Source organism: Streptomyces sp. NPDC058773 (assembly GCF_042746015.1).
Classification (GTDB): Bacteria; Actinomycetota; Actinomycetes; order Streptomycetales; family Streptomycetaceae; genus Streptomyces.
The window spans coordinates 106,768-124,646 of sequence record NZ_JBHYPE010000010.1; the positions used below are offsets into that span (position 1 = coordinate 106,768).

At 69.1% G+C, this 17,879-nt stretch carries 12 protein-coding genes; 10 read left to right on the plus strand and 2 right to left on the minus strand.

Features of this window, described 5'->3' with window-relative positions; translation table 11 throughout:
- Positions 1–158 precede the first annotated feature (158 nt).
- The 10 genes from ACFW5B_RS11975 to ACFW5B_RS12020 all read left to right on the plus strand — a co-directional run bounded on the left by ACFW5B_RS11975 (position 159) and on the right by ACFW5B_RS12020 (position 13,044).
- Entirely contained in the window at positions 159–1,196 is a 1,038-nt protein-coding gene (locus ACFW5B_RS11975) for a polyprenyl synthetase family protein (protein WP_386437126.1), read from the plus strand.
- Positions 1,197–1,242: 46 nt separating this feature from the next.
- The gene (locus tag ACFW5B_RS11980; RefSeq protein ID WP_386437129.1) at positions 1,243–2,121 is read left to right on the plus strand and encodes an SAM-dependent methyltransferase; all 879 of its coding nucleotides are present in this window, start codon (positions 1,243–1,245) and stop codon (positions 2,119–2,121) included.
- A gap of 174 nt (positions 2,122–2,295) precedes the next feature.
- Positions 2,296–3,465, plus strand: coding sequence for a cytochrome P450 (locus ACFW5B_RS11985; RefSeq protein WP_386437132.1), 1,170 nt, complete (start codon positions 2,296–2,298; stop codon positions 3,463–3,465).
- Entirely contained in the window at positions 3,459–4,391 is a 933-nt protein-coding gene (locus tag ACFW5B_RS11990) for a 4-hydroxybenzoate octaprenyltransferase (protein ID WP_386437135.1), read from the plus strand. The genes ACFW5B_RS11985 and ACFW5B_RS11990 overlap by 7 nt, the downstream gene beginning before the upstream one ends.
- Positions 4,392–4,468: 77 nt before the next feature.
- Positions 4,469–5,311: an arylamine N-acetyltransferase gene (locus ACFW5B_RS11995; protein ID WP_386437138.1), complete on the plus strand. Its 843-nt coding sequence runs from the start codon at positions 4,469–4,471 to the stop codon at positions 5,309–5,311.
- Between the two features lie 60 nt (positions 5,312–5,371).
- Positions 5,372–6,394, plus strand: a complete 1,023-nt coding sequence (locus tag ACFW5B_RS12000; RefSeq protein ID WP_386437141.1) for a diiron oxygenase — start codon at positions 5,372–5,374, stop codon at positions 6,392–6,394.
- Positions 6,395–6,485: 91 nt separating this feature from the next.
- Entirely contained in the window at positions 6,486–8,606 is a 2,121-nt protein-coding gene (gene pabB / locus ACFW5B_RS12005; RefSeq protein ID WP_386437296.1) for an aminodeoxychorismate synthase component I, read from the plus strand.
- Positions 8,607–8,886: 280 nt separating this feature from the next.
- Positions 8,887–10,767, plus strand: a complete 1,881-nt coding sequence (locus ACFW5B_RS12010) for a 1-deoxy-D-xylulose-5-phosphate synthase (RefSeq protein WP_386437144.1) — start codon at positions 8,887–8,889, stop codon at positions 10,765–10,767.
- Positions 10,764–11,903: a flavodoxin-dependent (E)-4-hydroxy-3-methylbut-2-enyl-diphosphate synthase gene (ispG, locus tag ACFW5B_RS12015; RefSeq protein WP_386437146.1), complete on the plus strand. Its 1,140-nt coding sequence runs from the start codon at positions 10,764–10,766 to the stop codon at positions 11,901–11,903. The genes ACFW5B_RS12010 and ispG overlap by 4 nt, the downstream gene beginning before the upstream one ends.
- Before the next feature lie 163 nt (positions 11,904–12,066).
- Positions 12,067–13,044, plus strand: a complete 978-nt coding sequence (locus ACFW5B_RS12020) for a 4-hydroxy-3-methylbut-2-enyl diphosphate reductase (RefSeq protein ID WP_386437149.1) — start codon at positions 12,067–12,069, stop codon at positions 13,042–13,044.
- Positions 13,045–13,287: 243 nt separating this feature from the next.
- Here ACFW5B_RS12020 and ACFW5B_RS12025 read toward each other — a convergent pair whose 3' ends face one another.
- Both ACFW5B_RS12025 and ACFW5B_RS12030 read right to left on the minus strand, forming a co-directional pair.
- Positions 13,288–17,190 (minus strand): AAA domain-containing protein, encoded by a 3,903-nt coding sequence (locus ACFW5B_RS12025; RefSeq protein ID WP_386437152.1) that lies wholly within the window; start codon positions 17,188–17,190, stop codon positions 13,288–13,290.
- Positions 17,191–17,196: 6 nt separating this feature from the next.
- Positions 17,197–17,577 (minus strand): hypothetical protein, encoded by a 381-nt coding sequence (locus tag ACFW5B_RS12030; RefSeq protein WP_386437154.1) that lies wholly within the window; start codon positions 17,575–17,577, stop codon positions 17,197–17,199.
- Between the last annotated feature and the right edge of the window lie 302 nt (positions 17,578–17,879).

The window sequence follows — 17,879 nt, forward strand, 5'->3', positions numbered from 1 at the left end:
CGTTACCGCCAATCGAGTTTCTACTGCACGGATAAGTGGAGCAGGAGGCGAAGAGGCGTGAGGATGTATATGCGACACGTTCAGCACATTGACGAGTGTTCAGTGGCTCAATTCGCGAATGACATGTGCCTTACCCGCGCGGCTGGAGGAGAATCGCGATGAGTACACATGTCGCCGCGTCCACCGGGTCCCGAGCCCTCCTGTCGCCGAGGGTGGTGCGATCCACGGTAGTTCCGGTTATTCGGCATCAGGTTTCTGCGCTGGAGCCGACCCTGGCCCGGATCTGCGGTTACCACCTGGGCTTCATCGACGAACATGGTGACCCCAGCAGTGGAGGGGACGGCAAACTGACCCGCGCCGGCCTCATGATGGCGGTGGCTGATGGAGTCGGCCTGCGGCCGGAGGACGTGCAGTCCCAGGCGGCAGCGGTGGAGTTGCTGCACAACGCGACCCTGCTCCACGACGACATCGCCGACACGGACGAGCTGCGTCGCGGCCGCGCGGCCGCGTGGAAGGTATTCGGCGTCAGCCTGGCCATCCACGCCGGGAACGCGCTACAGGCCCTCGGGCTGCAGATGGTCGTGGACGACTCCGGCCCCGGCCACCAGAAAATCGCCCGCTCCTTCGCCGAGGCGCTCAGTCTGGTTCATGCGGGCCAGGCTCGCGAACTCGCCCTCCGGCCGGGTCCGGGCTCCGGCACTGCGGCGTACGAGCAAATGGTGAAGGAAAAAGCGTCAGCACTGCTGGAGTTCTCACTGGCGACGCCGGCACTGCGGGCGGAAAAACCGGAGAATGTCCTGACCGCCCTGCGCGGCGCGGGCCGGCATTTGGGCATCGCTTTGCAGATCTCCAATGACGTGGAGGACATCTGGGGCGATCCCGCAATGACCGGCAAGCCCCTCCGGGGAGACCTCAAGCGGCGCAACCTGACCTTCCCTGTATTGGTTGCCCTGTCCGCCGACGGCCCGGCCGGCAACCGATTGAACCGGTTGTGGCATGCCGACAGCACCACGGAGACGCATCTGCAGTCGTTGGCCGACCTCATCGACGAGGCCGGTGGCCGCCATTCAGCCCAGCAGCTGTCCCGTCAGCATCTGGACTCGGCTGTGGAGCACCTCGGACGAGCCGGACTTTCCCCGGCCGCGACCACCGAACTGACCACCCTGTTCGACCGCATCGTCAATCGCGCAGCATGACTCGCTCCGCCCGACAGGGGCGGCATATGAATGGGAGTACACCGTCATGACCACTACCCACGACAACCCGGCCCCCCTTGTCGTCCGCACCGAATTCGAGCGCCGGGCGCAGGCCCACTACGAAACCAAGACCCAGGACCCGATCAATCTGCTGCTGGGCGAGGAAGACGGGCTGTACCACCACCACTATGCCGTCGGCGGCTACGACAAGTCCGTGCTGGAGGTTCCCGAGCCGGAGCGGGATGCGGCGATCCTCGCGGAGATGGCCCGGATGGAGAACGAACAGGTCGAACTGGTGCTGCGGGGGCTGGCCCCGCTCTCGCCCGACGCCCGGGTGATGGATGGCGGATCGGGTCGCGGCGGTACGTCCTTCCTCGTCAACCGACGGTTCGGGTGCGAGGTGGTCGGGGTCAACTTCTGCGCCCACCACATCGAGTTCGCCGAGCGCCTCGCCAAGGAAAAGCACGGCTGCGACGACAAGGTCTCCTTCAAGTTCGCCAACATGTGCGACACCGGCCTGCCCGCCGACTCGTTCGACGCCGTATACACCAACGAGACCACCATGTACGTCAACCCCGCGGAGGCCTTCGCGGAGTTCGCCCGGCTGCTGCGCCCGGGAGGCCGCTACGTCTGCGTCACCTGGTGCGCCAATGACGCCGTGTCGACCACCAGCGAGGCGGTGAAGGCCATCGACGACCACTACGACTGCCACATCAACAACCGCAGCGACTACTTCAAGGCACTCGCTGACAACCACCTCGTGCCCTCGCAGGTCTGGGACCTGACCCACGAGGCCATCCCGCACTGGGAGTTGCGATCCCAGTGGGGACTGCGCACCGGTGTGGAGCAGCCGTTCCTCGACGGCCACAGGAGCAACGAACTCAACTACATAGTCGTGGTCGCCGAATACACACCGCCGGCGTAGCGCCAAGGGACGGTAGCCGGCCGGATTCCTCCGGCGGTCACCGAGCGGATCGTGAGTGCGGCGGGTGAGGCGTCTCGAGAAGACCGGGTTCCGTACCGCAGGGGCGGCTGCCCGGTCGCCCTCACCCGTCGGCTCCGACGGAGGTTTTACGGGCCATAACGATGGAGGTTGTCAGTGAACACACCGGCTCAGTTGCCCTTCGAGCAGACGCATCTGCTGCACGTCGCGCCGATGCTGCGCACGCTCCAATCCCAGGGCACGGTCCATCGGGTTCGTACTGTCGAGGGTGACGAAGCGTGGCTGGTCACCGGGCACGCCCAGGTACGGCAGTTGCTGGACGACGACCGGCTCAGCCGCTCCCGTCCCGAACCGGGGGCGGCCCGTGACAGCGGTTCCGCGCTTCTCGACAGCCTGCTGGGCAGCTTCGCCAACGACCACGCCCGGCTGCGTTCGCTGCTGGAGCCGCACTTCTCACCCGAGCGCATGCGGCCGCTGCGCTCCCACGTGGAAACACTGACCGAGCAGTTGCTCGACGAGTTGGCCGGGCAGGCGCCACCGGTGGATCTACGCCTGGCACTGGCACTACCGCTTCCGATCCTGGTGATGTGCGAGTGGCTCGGCGTTCCCCATCAGGACAAGGACCGGTTCAGCAGGTGGACCCAGGATGCCGCCAATGTGGCGGACCGGGTCCGGTCCAAGCAGGGGATGGCCGAGTTGTTCGGCTATTGCCGACAACTTGTCGCGCACAAGCGGAAAAACCCTGGCGATGACGTGATCTCCAGGCTGTGCGCGACCGAAGGCATCAGCGACAAAGAAGTCGTGGGGCTGTCCGCGTTGCTGCTGTTCGGTGGTTATGAGACCACGGTGGCCCGAATCGGTACGGGTGCCTTGCTGCTGCTGGCCAACCCCGGGCAACGGAAGGCATTGCTGGACGACCCGGGCCTCGTCCCGGGCGCGGTGGAGGAAATCCTGCGGATGTCGATGCCGAACCCGCACAACGGCGGAATGCCTCGTTATGCGCGCACGGACCTGGAGATCGATGGAACCGCCGTCCGAGCCGGCGACCTCGTACTGCTGAACATCATCGCGGCCAACCACGACCGGACGGTCTTCACCGACCCCGAGCGGGTCGATGTCACCCGCCACACCGCGGGCAGCCTCACCTTCGGCCACGGCACACACCACTGTGTCGGCGCGCCGCTGGCCCGGATGCAGCTGCAGGTGGCGCTTGCCCGGCTGGTGGCGCGTTTTCCCACCATGCGTCCGGCGGTCGACGTGGCGGAACTGAAACTACGTCACGACACTCTGCTCGGCGGGCTGGTTGAACTTCCGGTGACGTGGTGACCGGCGTCCCGGCGGCAGCGGGCCGCGACAGTTCCCCGCGCATATCCGAGCGCCTGGTCAAGAAGAGCCCCGATGCCATCCGCGTCTATCTCGTGTTGATGCGTCTGCACGCACCGACGGGTGTCCTGCTCTACCTTCTTCCAGGATTGTGGAGTGTCTCCCTCGCCTCCGGACGGCGACCGGACCTGCTGACGGTGGTGTGTCTCGCCGTCGCGGCCGTACTGGTGCGCGGCGCAAGCTGCGCGGTCAACGACGTCGTCGACAAGGACATCGACGCCCGGGTCGCCCGCACGGCGTCGCGTCCGGTCGCAGCGGGGACGATCAGCGTGCGGAAGGCGCTCGTGTTCGGCGCCGCACAGGCCGTGGCGTCCCTGGTGATTCTGGCGATGGTGAACGGGGAAACAGCCCTGGTCGTCGGTGCCTCTTACCCGTTGCTTGTCGCGTACCCCTACATGAAGCGGGTATTTCCGTGGCCCTCGGCATGGCTGGCCATGGTGATCAGCGTTTATGCGCCGGCCGGGTGGACGGCGGTGACCGGGAGCCTCGACTTCCCACCGGCTGTGCTCGGCCTGTACGCATGCAATTTCTTCTGGACCCTGTTTCACGACACCGTCTACTCCCACCAGGACAAGGAGTACGACCGGACCATCGGTGTCAGGTCTTCTGCTCTGATGTTCGGCAGTTCCAGCAAGGCGTGGCTGACCCTCTTCATCGTACTGAGTGTCACCGGCGCATTGTGGGCCGGCGCCGAGGCGGGAACGGGTTGGGCATTTCACTTGCTCGTCGCGTGTGCGGGAATCCTGTTGGCATATCAGGTCGTTCGGGTAAACCTGGATGATCCGAAATCCTGCTGGGACGCTTTCGTCGCCAACCGCTACTACGGCTGGATCATTCTCGCGGCGGCGGTCGCCGGACGGTTCACATGACGGCGCCGGAACCGGACGACACTCGACCGCGACGCCACGGGGACCGGATACACCGGAGAGGGAAGGATGGGATACGCATGGCAGATTCGATGTGGCAGGGCGCTGACGTCGACTTGGACGCTTACCTGTCCCGCGTGGGATACCTGGCCGATGTGGCTCCGGATCTCGCCACGCTGCGGGGCCTGCATGCCGCCCACGTCGAGGCGATCGCCTTCGAGAACATCGACGCGGTGCTCGGGCGGTCCGCGCCGTTGGACCTGGCCGGTGTCCAGGAGAAGATCGTGCGACGTGGCCGTGGCGGCCTGTGTCTGGAACAGGTCGTCCTGATGGCAGCCGTGCTGGACCGTATCGGGTTCACCTTCTCGGCGTTCGCGGCCAGGTCCCGGATCCGCACCGGGAAAAAGGTGGGTCCCGCCGTCCATATCGCTCTGTGTGTGGAGTTGGAGGACGAGCGCTGGCTTTTCGATGTGAGTTTTGGCGGATACGGGCTGCATGAGCCGATCCGCCTCGCCGAGACCTCACGGCTGGCGGGCGACTGGTCCTTTGACATGGTGCGGGAGCCGCATGGCGAACACGTACTGCGATTCCTGCGGGCCGAGGGACCGGCGGAGCTCTACGGTTTCACCACGGACGCGCGCTATCCGGCGGACTTCGAGGTCCTCAACCACTACTGCCTGACCCACCCTCGCTCGCCGTTCAACCACCGGTTGATCCTTCAGCGCACACAGCCCACCGTGCGGCACATCCTCATCGGCAGCACTCTCACGGAAATGCTGCCCGGAAAGCCGGCCACACACCGGGAACTCGACGAGGACGAGGTGCTGTCCGCTCCCGGGAAGATCTTCGGAATCACGTTGGAATCGCGCGATGTCCAGTCCCTCAAGACCATCGCTGGCCCGGCGGGGGCCGGTCGGCACTGACCTGGACCGAGAGTCCGCCCGGCCCGTCCATCGGCAGCAGGCGAGATCATAAGGATCCATATGGACGAGATGCTCGATGAACCGGAATTCGGAGCATTGCCCGTGGCGGAACGGCTGCGGTCGCTCCCGGAACACGATCCGCATGATGCAGTGGAAAACGCGATCCTCAACAGGCTCGCCGACAACTGGTACCGGCGTGCCACGGTCAAGCGGCGGGAGGAGACTCTGGACGACGTATTCGAGCCGGACAGACCGGACTTCCCCGTGGCCCTGCTGCCTTTCCGGAATCACCCCACATATCTCGGTCTCGACGACGAGATCAAGGCCAAGCTCCTTGCCTGGGGCTGGGTTGCTTTCAACAAGAACATCATGGACATCGAGCAGTGCGTGGTGAATCCGGGGTTCAGCTTGGTCGCCAAAGGCGCCTTCGACACCGGGACGGGCGGCGAGTCCATGGCCATCGCGGTGACACAAGCCATGGTTGATGAGCAGTACCACACGCTGATGCACCTGAACGCCAGCGCCGTAACCCGTCGGCAACGCGGCTGGCACATGCCCGAGTCCGCCCTCCCCCTCGGATACAAGGCACGCAAACACGCGCACCGGCTCGCCACCGCCGCATCACCTGAGCATCAGGCCCTGCTCTCACTCGCCTTCACCACGGTCGCGGAAATATCGGTGAACGCCCACCTGGACCTCATAGCCGAGGACCACGAGATCCAGCCCGTCAACCGCATGACGGCCGTCCTGCACAACCGTGACGAATATTGCCACGCCTCCATCGCGGACACGATCGCTCAGATGGCATGGCAGCGTTTCACTGCCGGACAACGCGCATACTTCCTCACCGCGCTGGCCGACGGAATGGAGGCATTCGCCGCCCACGACTTCACGACCTGGGCGAGGATCATGGAACTCCTCGGAGTGGAGGGGGGCGAACAGATGCTGCGGGACCTCAAGAACTCCTCCGGCGGTGGCCGGCTCCTTCAGGACTTCAGCGGATTACGGCAACTGTGCCGAGAGCTGGAGGTCCTCGACTCCCTCCCCTTCGACTGGTCAACGGTGACGACCGACGCCCCCTGACCACCACCGCCCCCGCTGCCCCTGATCTCCGAGCCCACTACGCCAAGCGGCGATCCAATGGACCGCTTCCGACAACCACCTGGTGCTGCCCATGCGCGTCCTGCTGATCGACAACTACGATTCCTACACCTACAACCTGTACCAGCTCCTGGCGAAGGTGTACGGCATCACGCCCGTCGTCGTACGCAACGACGCCGCAGCCTGGGAACACCTCGATCTGAACGGCTTCGATGCCGCAGTCATCTCGCCGGGCCCGGGGCACCCGGGCATCCCTCGCGACTTCGGCCGTTCCCGCGACGTACTGGAGCACTCCCGGCTTCCGGTCCTGGGTGTGTGCCTCGGGCACCAGGGCATGGGACTCCTGTCGGGCGCGCGGATCATCCCCGCCCCGCAGCCCCGACACGGATACCTCTCCACGGTCCGGCACAGCGGTGACCGGCTCTTCGCCGGCATCCCGCAGGAGTTCACGGCCGTGCGCTACCACTCACTGAGCATCGCCGAACCCGCTCCCGCCCACCTCCAGATCACCGCGCGCGCCGAGGACGGAGTGGTCATGGGCCTGGCCCACCGCGATCGCCCCTGGTGGGGGGTTCAGTTCCACCCCGAGTCGATCTGCACGGAGCACGGTGCCCGCCTCGTGGCGAACTTCCGTGACCTGGCACTCGCCTCGGGCGGACGCCAGGGCGGTGCCGGCATCCGTGGCCGCCATCTCGGCACCGGTACCCAGGGCACGTCCGCGTCTGTCGCACCCTCGACTCCGCACCCGCACCCCACGCAACTCCAAGCGCAGATCGGCATCCTGGACAGAGCCGTCGACACCGAGGCGGCATTCCTGGCCCTGTACGGTGCCGGCGCACGCTCCTTCTGGCTCGACAGCTCGCACGTCGAGCCGGGCCTGGCCCGCTTCTCCTTCCTCGGCTCCGCGGAAGCGCCCGGAGCCGAGATGCTGACCTACCGTGTGGAGGACGAGCATGTCGTCGTGGAACCTGCGGGAGGTATGTCTCGCACGGAAGACGGCACCATCTTTGACGCCCTCAACCGCCGCACCGGCCGCGTGGTCACCGGTGCCGAGCAGCTGCCCTTCGATTTCACCGGCGGCTACGTCGGTTACTTCGGTTACGAGCTGAAGGCCGATCTCGGCGCCCGTCGCGCCCACCCCTCACAGACCCCGGACGCCGTGTGGCTCCAGGCCGACCGCTTCATCGCCGTGGACCACGCCGAGAACCGCACCTATGCCGTCGCCGTGTGCGAGCGGCAGGACGTGGACGCCGCCCAGAAGTGGATCAGCACGGTGGTCACCGCACTGGCCGGCCTGCCCACACCACAGCCTGAAGCGTCTCCCCCACGCCCACCCCGCGCCGAAGACCATGACGCGTCGAGATGGCTGGCCCGCTCGCGCACCCAATACCTGGCCGACATCCGTGAGTGCGACCGGCGCCTGCGGGAGGGGGTGAGCTACGAAATATGCCTCACCAACAAACTCCGCCTGCCCGCGCCGGCGAACGATTTCGCCTACTACCAGCGCCTGCGCCGGCTGAACCCCGCTCCGTACGCCGCGCTTCTGCACCTCGACGAGGTCACCGTCCTCAGCTCCTCGCCCGAGCGATTCCTCAAGGTGGACGCCGCTCGCACAGTGGAGACCAAACCGATCAAAGGAACAGCGCCCCGCCACCCGGACCCGCGAACCGACGATGAGAGACGGCGCTCCTTGCAGATGGATCCCAAGACGCGCGCGGAGAATCTCATGATCGTGGATCTGCTCCGCAACGACCTCGGCCGGATCTGCGAGATCGGCAGCGTCACCGTCCCGTCCCTCATGGTGACGGAGTCGTACGCCACCGTGCACCAGTTGGTCTCCACGGTCACCGGGACGCTGCGCGAGGACACCTCCGCCGTGGACGCGGTACGGGCATGCTTTCCCGGCGGATCCATGACGGGAGCGCCGAAGCTCCGCACGATGGAGATCATCGACGCCTTGGAGGGTGAAGCCCGCGGAGTCTACTCAGGAGCCCTCGGCTTCATCGGATACACCGGAACCGCGGACCTCAGCATCACCATCCGCACCGCCGTGCGCCACGACGGCGAAATGACCATCGGCGCGGGTGGCGCCATCGTTCTGGACTCCGATCCCGGTGCAGAGTACGAGGAGATGCTGCTCAAGGCCCAGGCGACCCTGCGGGCACTGCCGCAGGAGAGGGTCGCGGGCTCGTAGATGCCACGGGCCCGGTGCGCCCGCAGCTGCGGTGCTGACGCATCCCGACCGGGGCACCCGAAGAAGCCCTCACCCCACAACAGCCACGCAGCCACAACGGTCCTTGCGACCCCTGCTGCGCTTGTCTGCGGCGGAAGGATGCTCATGTCCCCCCTACAACTGTCCCGCCACGCCTCCCACTCAGCACCGCCCGCGCCCCCTACGCGGAGCGGCCGCCTTCGATGCCCGGACCGAAGAGGCAGGCATCCCGTGCACAGCGCTGCCCGGACCGGGAGGCATCATGCCTGAGCTCTCCGGGGCACTCGCCGACGAGCAGCCCACCGCACCCGAGGGCGCACACCTGGCCAAGCCCGGCGGCCCGCACGACGTGCGGGCCCTGCCCACCGGACAGCTCGCGGCCCTGGCCCGGGACATCCGCGCGTTCCTGATCGAGAAGGTCTGTGCTTCGGGCGGCCATCTGGGTCCCAACCTGGGCGTGGTGGAACTGACCATCGCCCTGCACCGGGTCTTCGACTCGCCCCGCGACGCGATCCTCTTCGACACCGGGCACCAGGCCTACGTCCACAAGATCCTCACCGGACGCGCCGCGGACTTCGACCGGCTGCGCCAGGCCGGAGGACTGTCCGGCTATCCCTCGCGCGCCGAGTCGGTACACGACTGGAGCGAGAACTCCCACGCCTCCGCCTCCCTCTCCTACGCCGACGGCCTGGCCAAAGCCCACGAACTGCGCGGTGACCGGGACCGGTCGGTGGTCGCCGTCATCGGTGACGGAGCCATGACCGGCGGCATGGCCTGGGAAGCGCTGAACAACATCGGCGCCGGCGGGCGTCCGGTGGTCGTCGTCCTCAACGACAACGGCCGCTCCTACGCCCCCACCACCGGCGCCCTCACCAACCAGCTGCACGCCCTGAAGCACCCCGGCGCCCACCCGGCCGTCCCGGACCGGGCCGATGCGAATCTGTTCACCCAACTGGGCTTCTCCTACCTGGGTCCCGTCGACGGCCACGACACCGAAGCCCTGCAGGCCGTCCTGGAGCATGCCCGCATCCTGCGGCGGCCGGTACTCGTGCACGCGGTGACCGTCAAGGGCTGGGGATTCGGGCCGGCCGAGGACGACGAGGCGGACTGCCTGCACGCCGTGGGCACCGTGGACACGGCCACCGGCCGGCCCGCCCCGGCCCCCGCCTCCGGTACGCCCGCCGTGTCATGGACCGGACTGTTCGGCCAGGCCCTGCTCGAATTGGCCGGTGAACGCGAGGACTTGGTGGCCCTCACCGCCTCCATGCTCCGCCCCACCGGCCTGTATCCGATGGCGGTGAAGTACCCCGAGCGGGTCTTCGACGTCGGAATCGCCGAGCAGCACGCCGTCACCTCCGCGGCCGGTCTGGCCATGGGGGGCTTCCACCCCGTCGTCGCCCTCTACTCCACCTTCCTCACCCGGGCCACGGACCAGGTCCTCATGGACGTGGCCCTGCACGGGCTGCCGGTCACCTTCGTCCTGGACCGGGCCGGCGTCACCGGCCCCGACGGCGCCTCACACCACGGCATGTGGGACGCCTCCCTCCTCGGCATCGTGCCCGGCCTGCGGCTGGCGGTGCCCCGCGACGGCGGCCAACTGCGGCCGCTGCTGCGGGAAGCCACCGCGCACGAGGGACCCACCGCGCTTCGCTTCCCCAAAGGAACGGCCGAGCAGGGCATGGAGGCCGTACGCCGCGCCGGGAGCGTGGATGTCCTGGCGGAGTCCGGGGTCCGGGACGTCCTCCTGGTCTCCTACGGACCGATGGCCCCCAGGTGCCTGGAGGCCGCCAACCGGCTCACCGGGCAGGGGATCGGAGTGACCGTCGCCGACCCGCGCTGGGCGATCCCGGTCGCACCCGAACTGCTCGACCTGTCCGCCCGGCACCGGCTGGTCCTCACCGTGGAGGACAACTCCCGCACCGGAGGCCTCGGCAGCACCCTCGCCCAGACCTTGCGCGACAACGCGATCACCACCCCCGTCCACAATCTGGGGCTGCCGCGCGCCTTCCTCCCCCACGGCCCCCGCGAACAACTGCTGGCCGATGCCGGCCTGACGTCCGCGCAGATCGTCTGCGCGGTCCTGCGCGCCCGCGCCGGAAAACCTCTCCAGCACACCGGCACCACAGACGGGATCCCTCAATGACCACCGTCGGCCTCCCCTTTCCCACCCTCCCCCCTGCGCCGGTGCGCCGCCGCTCCCGGCAGATCCACGTCGCCGATGTCCCAGTGGGCGGCGGCGCACCGGTCTCCGTCCAGTCCATGACCACCACCCCTACCGCCGACGTGGACGCGACGCTGCAGCAGATCGCCGAACTGACCGCGGCCGGATGCGAGATCGTGCGCGTCGCGGTGCCCTCCCAGGACGACGCCGACGCCCTGCCCGCGATCGCCGCGAAGTCGAAGATCCCCGTCATCGCCGACATCCACTTCCAGCCCCGCTACGTCTTCGCCGCCCTGGACGCCGGCTGCGCCGCGGTGCGGGTCAACCCCGGCAACATCAGAGCCTTCGACGACAAGGTCAAGGAGATCGCGAAGGCCGCCACCGCGGCCGGGGTGCCGATCCGTATCGGCGTCAACGCCGGCAGTCTGGACCGGCGGCTGCTGGCCAAGTACGGCAAGGCCACCCCCGAGGCACTGACGGAGTCCGCGCTGTGGGAGTGCTCGCTGTTCGAGGAGCACGGCTTCACCGACCTGAAGATCTCCGTCAAGCACCACGACCCGATGACCACGGTCGCCGCCTACCGCCACCTCGCCGCCGCCTGCGACTACCCCCTGCACCTGGGCGTCACCGAAGCCGGCCCGCCGCCCCAGGGCACCATCAAATCCACCACCGCCTTCGCGATCCTCCTGAACGAGGGCATCGGCGACACGCTCCGTGTCTCCCTCACCGCACCCCCCGTCGAAGAGGTCAAGACCGGCCTGCAGATCCTGCAATCGCTGGGATTGCGCCCCCGCCGGCTGGAGATCGTCTCCTGCCCCTCCTGCGGCCGCGCCCAGGTCGACGTCTACGCCCTCACCGAACGCGTCACCGCTGCCCTGGACGGATTCCCCTACCCGCTGCGCGTCGCGGTCATGGGCTGCGTCGTCAACGGGCCCGGCGAGGCCCGCGAGGCCGACCTCGGCGTCGCCTCCGGCAACGGCAAGGGCCAGATCTTCGTCAAGGGCGAGGTCGTGAAAACCGTCCCCGAGTCGAAGATCGTCGACGCCCTCGTCGAGGAAGCGATGCGATGGGGCGAACAGCTGGTCCCGGAAACCCCGGAGGAGGCGAACCCAGCGTGAGCGCACCGGCCCCGGCCTCCCTCCTCCTGCCAGGACGCCGTACACCGCACGGTGGGCACCACCCTCGCCGGCCACCTGAGCGGCCCCCCGGACTCCGCCGCCCTCCACTCCACCTCACGGCCGTACCGCGTTCCCTGGCCTTCATCACCATGTCGAGGACCCGATGACCAACCCGCCCGCAGCCTCCGGACCGGCTGCACACCCCCGCCGCGTTCTGCTCGCCTCGCCCCGCGGATGGTGCGCGGGCGTGGACCGCGCCGTGCTCGCCGTCGAGAAGGCCCTGGAACAGTACGGGCCGCCCATCTACGTCCGCCACGAGATCGTGCACAACAAACACGTCGTGCAGACCCTGCAGAACAAGGGCGCCGTCTTCGTCGAACGCACGGACGAGGTACCCGAGGGAGCCATCGTGCTGCTGTCCGCCCACGGTGTCGCCCCCGCCGTCCACGCCGAAGCCGCCGCGCGCAACCTCGCGACCGTCGACGCGACCTGCCCACTGGTCACCAAAGTCCACAGGGAAGCCGTCCGGTACGCACAACAGGACTACGACATCCTTCTGATCGGCCACGAAGGCCACGAAGAGGTCATCGGCACCAGCGGCGAAGCCCCCGATCACATCACCGTGGTCGACGGCCCCCACGACGTCGCGAACCTCTCGGTACGCGACGAATCCAAAGTGGTCTGGCTCTCCCAGACCACCCTCTCCGTCGACGAAACCATGGAAACCGTCAACGCCCTCAAGGCACGCTTCCCGAACCTGACCTCCCCGCCCAGCGACGACATCTGCTACGCCACGCAGAACCGCCAGACCGCGGTGAAGAAGCTCGCCGAGGAAGCCGAACTCGTCATCGTCGTCGGCTCCAAGAACTCCTCCAACTCCGCCCGCATGGTCGAGGTCGCCCTCGACGCCGGCGCGCCCGCCGCCCATCTGGTCGACTTCGCCCACGAGATCGACGAGTCCTGGCTGGAGGGCGTCACCACGGTGGGCCTGACCTCCGGCGCCTCCGCCCCCGACGTCCTGGTCGACGGCGTACTGCAATGGCTCGCCGAGCACGGCTACGACCAGGTCGACACCGTGACAACCACCGACGAGTCCATCACCTTCGCCCTCCCCCACGAACTCCGCCGCAATCTGCGATGACTTCAGGGGATCAGGAGCACCCTCCGCACGGGCAGAGGTGAGGCGCCGGCGGAGGTGAGCCGCCGGCCGAAGCGGAGCAGGAGTCCTGAACAGGTCAGCCGCCCTTGGCGGACCTCTCCGGGACCACCACGCACTCGACATGCCTCATCGCGAAGATGACGTACGTCGCACCGAGCGCGTGCCCGGCGGCTGAGCAGCCCGGTCGGGCCCGGCCACCCGGACCCGGGCCGCCCGGCCGGAGGCTCAGCTGAACAGCGGCGCCAGCGCGGTCTCGCCTGCCAGGATCCGCCAGGCCGGCACCCGTACCGTGCGGCTCACCGGGCAGGGCTTGGCCCCGTGGCCCCCGGAAGGCAGTCCGGTGAGCAGGTCGCCTCCGGCGTGGGTGAGCCGAAGGTGCCGCGCCGGGTCTCCGCCGGGCCCCGGGCCGGGGTCGATCAGCACTGCCGTGTTCTCGCCGGCGTCGGTGAACAGCAGGTCCACCGGGTGTCCGCCCACCAGGACGGATCGCTCCAGGTCGGTGACGCCTCGTCCGGTCAGGTATCGCTGCAGGCGGTCGGCCAGGTCCTCGCGGGCCTCGGTCAGCGGGCCTGGCAGGCCGGCCCCGGTCGCCGTGCCGTCCTCGTCCGGTCCCAACAGTGCCGAGCGCGCGGCGAGGAGGGCCGGCAGGCCGTTCTGCTCTTGCCAGAAGGCGCGGCAGCCCACTGTGATCAGCTGCGATTTGGCCCGGGTGACCGCCACGTTCCACAGGTTGACCTGGCTCGCGACCCAGTGCGTCGTCCGGGGAGGTGTGTTGGGCGCCGCCACCGGGCTGAGCACCATCACGTCGCGCTGTCCGCCCTGGAAGGTGTGAACGGTGCCGACCCGGACCCGGTCGTCGTCCCGCCACATCCGGGCCAGTGTCTCCTTCTGCGCTCGGAACGGCGTGACCACTCCCACCCTCGCGTCCGGCGGAAGCCCTGCCAGCAGTCCGTCGACCACGTTCCGGACGGCCTCCGCTTCCACCGTGTTCCGCCAGGACCGCCCGTCGGCGCCGCGCGCCGATTCCCCGAACGGGGCGTCGACCCAGCCGAGCACCGGTGCCGGGTCGGCCACTCCCACCGGGTCGTGCGCCGGTACCCGCTCCCGCACATCGGTCAGCACGCGCAACCGGCCGCCGTAGCAGTGGCCGTTGACGACATCCGCGATCCGTGGGTGGCAGCGGTAGTGCTCGTCCAGGAGCAGCGCGCTGTCGCCGTGCTGTTCGGCCGCGTGGTACGAGGAGTGCACGTGGTAGGTGAGACGCTGGTGCTCCAGCTGCGCGGCGCTCAGACCGGCCCGTGTCCGTGCCTGCCGTTCCTGCTGCGGTGACACGCCCGGGATGTGCCCGAGCTGCATGGGGTCGCCGATGATCAGTGCGCGGCGGGCCCGGAACAGCAGCGGTAGCACCGACGGAATGGAGCACTGGCTCGCTTCGTCGATGACCACGAGGTCGAACAGCCTCGGGGTGAGTTCCAGCTGCCGCACCGAGTGGGTGCTGACGGCCCATCCCTTGATGTGCGTCATCAGGTTCTTCTGGCTGCGCTGGTAGCCGGAGCGGCGGCGGAGCGCCTGGAGCCGCTGGTTCATGAGTCCGGTGGCCCGGGCGAGGCTCTCGGCGGACAGCGCGCGGGACAGTTCCGCCGCCAGGTCGGACAGGGCCCCCGCCGTCGCCAGCCGGGACTCCTTGAGCCCTTCCTCGTCCCATTCCCCGTGCCGGCGGACCAGTTCCCGCACCTCCCGCTCCACGGACGCGATTCCGGCCAGCAACTCCAGCAGTTCGGGCGGCACCGGTCGTCCCGTCGCCCACTCCGGCCATGCCGGTCCTGCCCCCTCGGGTTGCTCCGTCCCCGCAGAGACCAGCGCGGAGAGCGCGCGTCCGCGCCGCCATGCCCCCAGCTGCCACCATCGGGCACCGGCGGCCTTCCGCGCCCTGTCCGCCCACCGCCCCAGCGGTGCCACGCCGTCCCTGTGCGCCGCCCAGACCGCTTCGAGGAGGGACCGGGGCAACTCCAGAGCGGCGGCCCGCTCCTCCCGGTCGCGTAGCAGTTCCAGCAGCCGCCTTTCCTCACCGACGCGGTGCGCCGCCTCCGCCCGCAGCCGGTCGGCCGTCCCCCGGGTGTTGCGCAGCTCGCCGACCACGGTGGCCGATCCGCGCCGCGGAGCCCCGGCCGGTTCGGCGAGCAGCCGTTCCAGTTTGGTCGCCTCCCGCTCCAGCGCCTCCGCGTTGCCCGTCCGCATCAGCAGACCGGGGGCGATGTCGTCGCAACGCTGGGCGACGACGTTCACGGCCTCGTTGTTCGTGGAAGCGACCAGGACCGACTGCCCCGCTGCGGCACAGGTGGTGACGACCGCCGTGACGACCTCGCTCTTGCCCGTGCCGGGCGGTCCGGTCGCCACCGTGAGCGGCCGGCTCATCGCCGAGGAGATCACCTGCTCCTGGCTCTCGTTGCACGGCCCCGGAGCGACGGGCGTCACCGGCTTCGCCGTGGCCGTGGCCGTGGCCGGCTCCTGCTGCGCCCCGCCGCTCAGCAGCGCCTCCAGGGCGGTGCCCGCGATCTGCCCGGTCCGCGTGGAGATCTGGAGCAAGTTGTCCACCAGCGCCTGGGTGGCCGTGGCTTCCGCGCCCGAAGGCACCAGCAGCACGGCCGCGTTGTGCGCGCCGGGCCGCAGTGCCTGCATGACCGTGCGGTCGCTGAGCGCGGACGGGTCCAGCGGTTCGAGTTCCGGCAGCCCCAGCTCCTCCAGCAACTCCCGTACGGCGCGCAGCATCTGGGCGTCGTTGCCCTCCTGCCAGGCCGGCTGCCAGCGGGCGACCAGGTCGGCGGCGTCGCCCGCGTCCAGGAGTTCCGAGACGACGCCGCTGTGCAGGGACGGCACGCCGCTGGGCCGGAGCACATCCCGGCCGTCCTCGTCCGGCGCCAGTTCCATCTGCTGGAGGAGCAGCGGCGCCAGATCCACCGTCGCGCGCCGCCCCCGGCCGCCGTCCCGCGCGGGCAGCGTGATCGCCGGGTAGCCGTACCAGTACTCCTGCCGCGACCCCGACCGGGTGTCGGGGCCGGCCCTCCCGTCCTGCGGCCGGGGCAGGGATCCGGGCGCGACGATGTGCGGTCCGCGGCCCGACTGGATGGTCTCCTCGCCCTGGGCGAGCAGGAAGTATTTCGTGTCCCGGCCTGCGTCCCGGTCGGGCCGCATTCCGGCCGCCGTCTGTGCGGTGAGGCAGTCCGCGTAGTACCGCAGCAGCCGCTCCCGGTCGATGCCGTCCCGCTCGTCCGCCTCGGCCGACTCGCGGGCCTTCAGCAGCGTGGAAGAGCGCCGGGCGGCTCCGGCGGCCTCGTGGGGGAGCGCGGGAAGCCGCACCGGCCGTGCCACCGACCGGGCGAAGGGAAGGCTCCGGGTGGCCCTGATCGTGGACTTGGTGGGCCGCTGCTCCTCCGGTACGCCGTCGCGGGTCATCTGGGCGGTCAGGTAGTCGAAGAGGTCGTCCGGGGTGATCCAGCCGCCCCCCTTGATCCGGCCGTTGCGCAGCCCTTCGACGATCTCCCCGGTGAACCGGGAGGTACCGAGGCCCGAACCGGGCGGCGCCATCGCGGAGGCCGCCTGGAGGGCATCGGACGCGGTGATGAAGTACACGCCGGTCGGCCGCAGCAGGGTGCTCGGCGCGGTCCGGTCCGGTTCCCCCGACGGGCCCTTGGCGGTCCAGCCCTGGACGACGGAACCGCTGGAGCAGCAGTCCAGCAGGACCAGTTTCGAGGCGGCCCGGCAGGACTGGAGCATCCGCTCCAGGAACTCCGCCGGTACGGCCGTGCCCGGCAGGTCGGCGGGGTCGGTGTCCCGGGTCAGGAAGTACAACTGGCCGTCCTGCTCGCAGTACTCGCCGTGCCCACTGAAGTAGAGCAGGGCGGTCTCACTGGGCTGCCGGGCCTCCAGGTACGACTCGACGGCGTGCAGCATCTCCGCGCGCGTCGGCTCGGCGGCCAGGGCGCACTCGTTGTACATACCGATCTCGGTGTTCTCCAGGACCGCCCGCATGTAGTGCAGGTCGGCGCGTACGGCCGGGAGATCGGCGTACGTCTCGCTGTCGTACGTGGAGACGCCGACGAGCAGGGCGTGGCGGTCGTTGCCGGTCATCACCGCTCAGCCCGCCGCCGTGCCGTCGCCGCCGTCCGCGAGGAACCGCTCGACCAGCGTGTCATCCTCCCGGGCCTGCTTGCCAGTGAGGTGCAGGGTCGCCCCGTCGGGCCGCTTCACCACGATGGTGCGCTGAGGGACCCGCGCCAGCCACACCTGCACCAGCGCGGCGGCGAACGAACCGGCGCTCAACAGCAGTCCGACGGTCTCGGCGGACGGGCCGCCCTTGTCGCCGGCTCCCGCCGGGCTGCCGGACCCGGACAGGTCCAGTCTGGCCGTAGGGTCCAACTCGGCGATCTCGGAGAGCAGTTCGCGCGCCTCCTTGCGAGCGCGCAGCGGGTCCTCGTCGACGACGGAGATGCGGTATCCGGTGTGCTTGTCGGGCATGGCGGTCTCGTGCTCCCCCTGAGTTCAGCTCCTTGCCGGGCGAACGAGACTAGTGCCCGGCACTGACACCGGACGCCCACGACGGTTTGCCTGCCTGGTCGTTGGCGTGAAAGCGGTTGACGATGGCCGGGTCCCGCGCGTCTCACGCCGGCGCAGTTCCGCCGAGACCGAGCCCGCCGGTCCGCGATGATCAACCGCTGGTGCTTCAGCCCCTTGAACCGGAACACCGTGCCGATGCGTGTGGGCCGGCTGCGTGAGCGTGAACCCGCCCGCCAGCGGCACGAGAAACTTTATCCACAGCT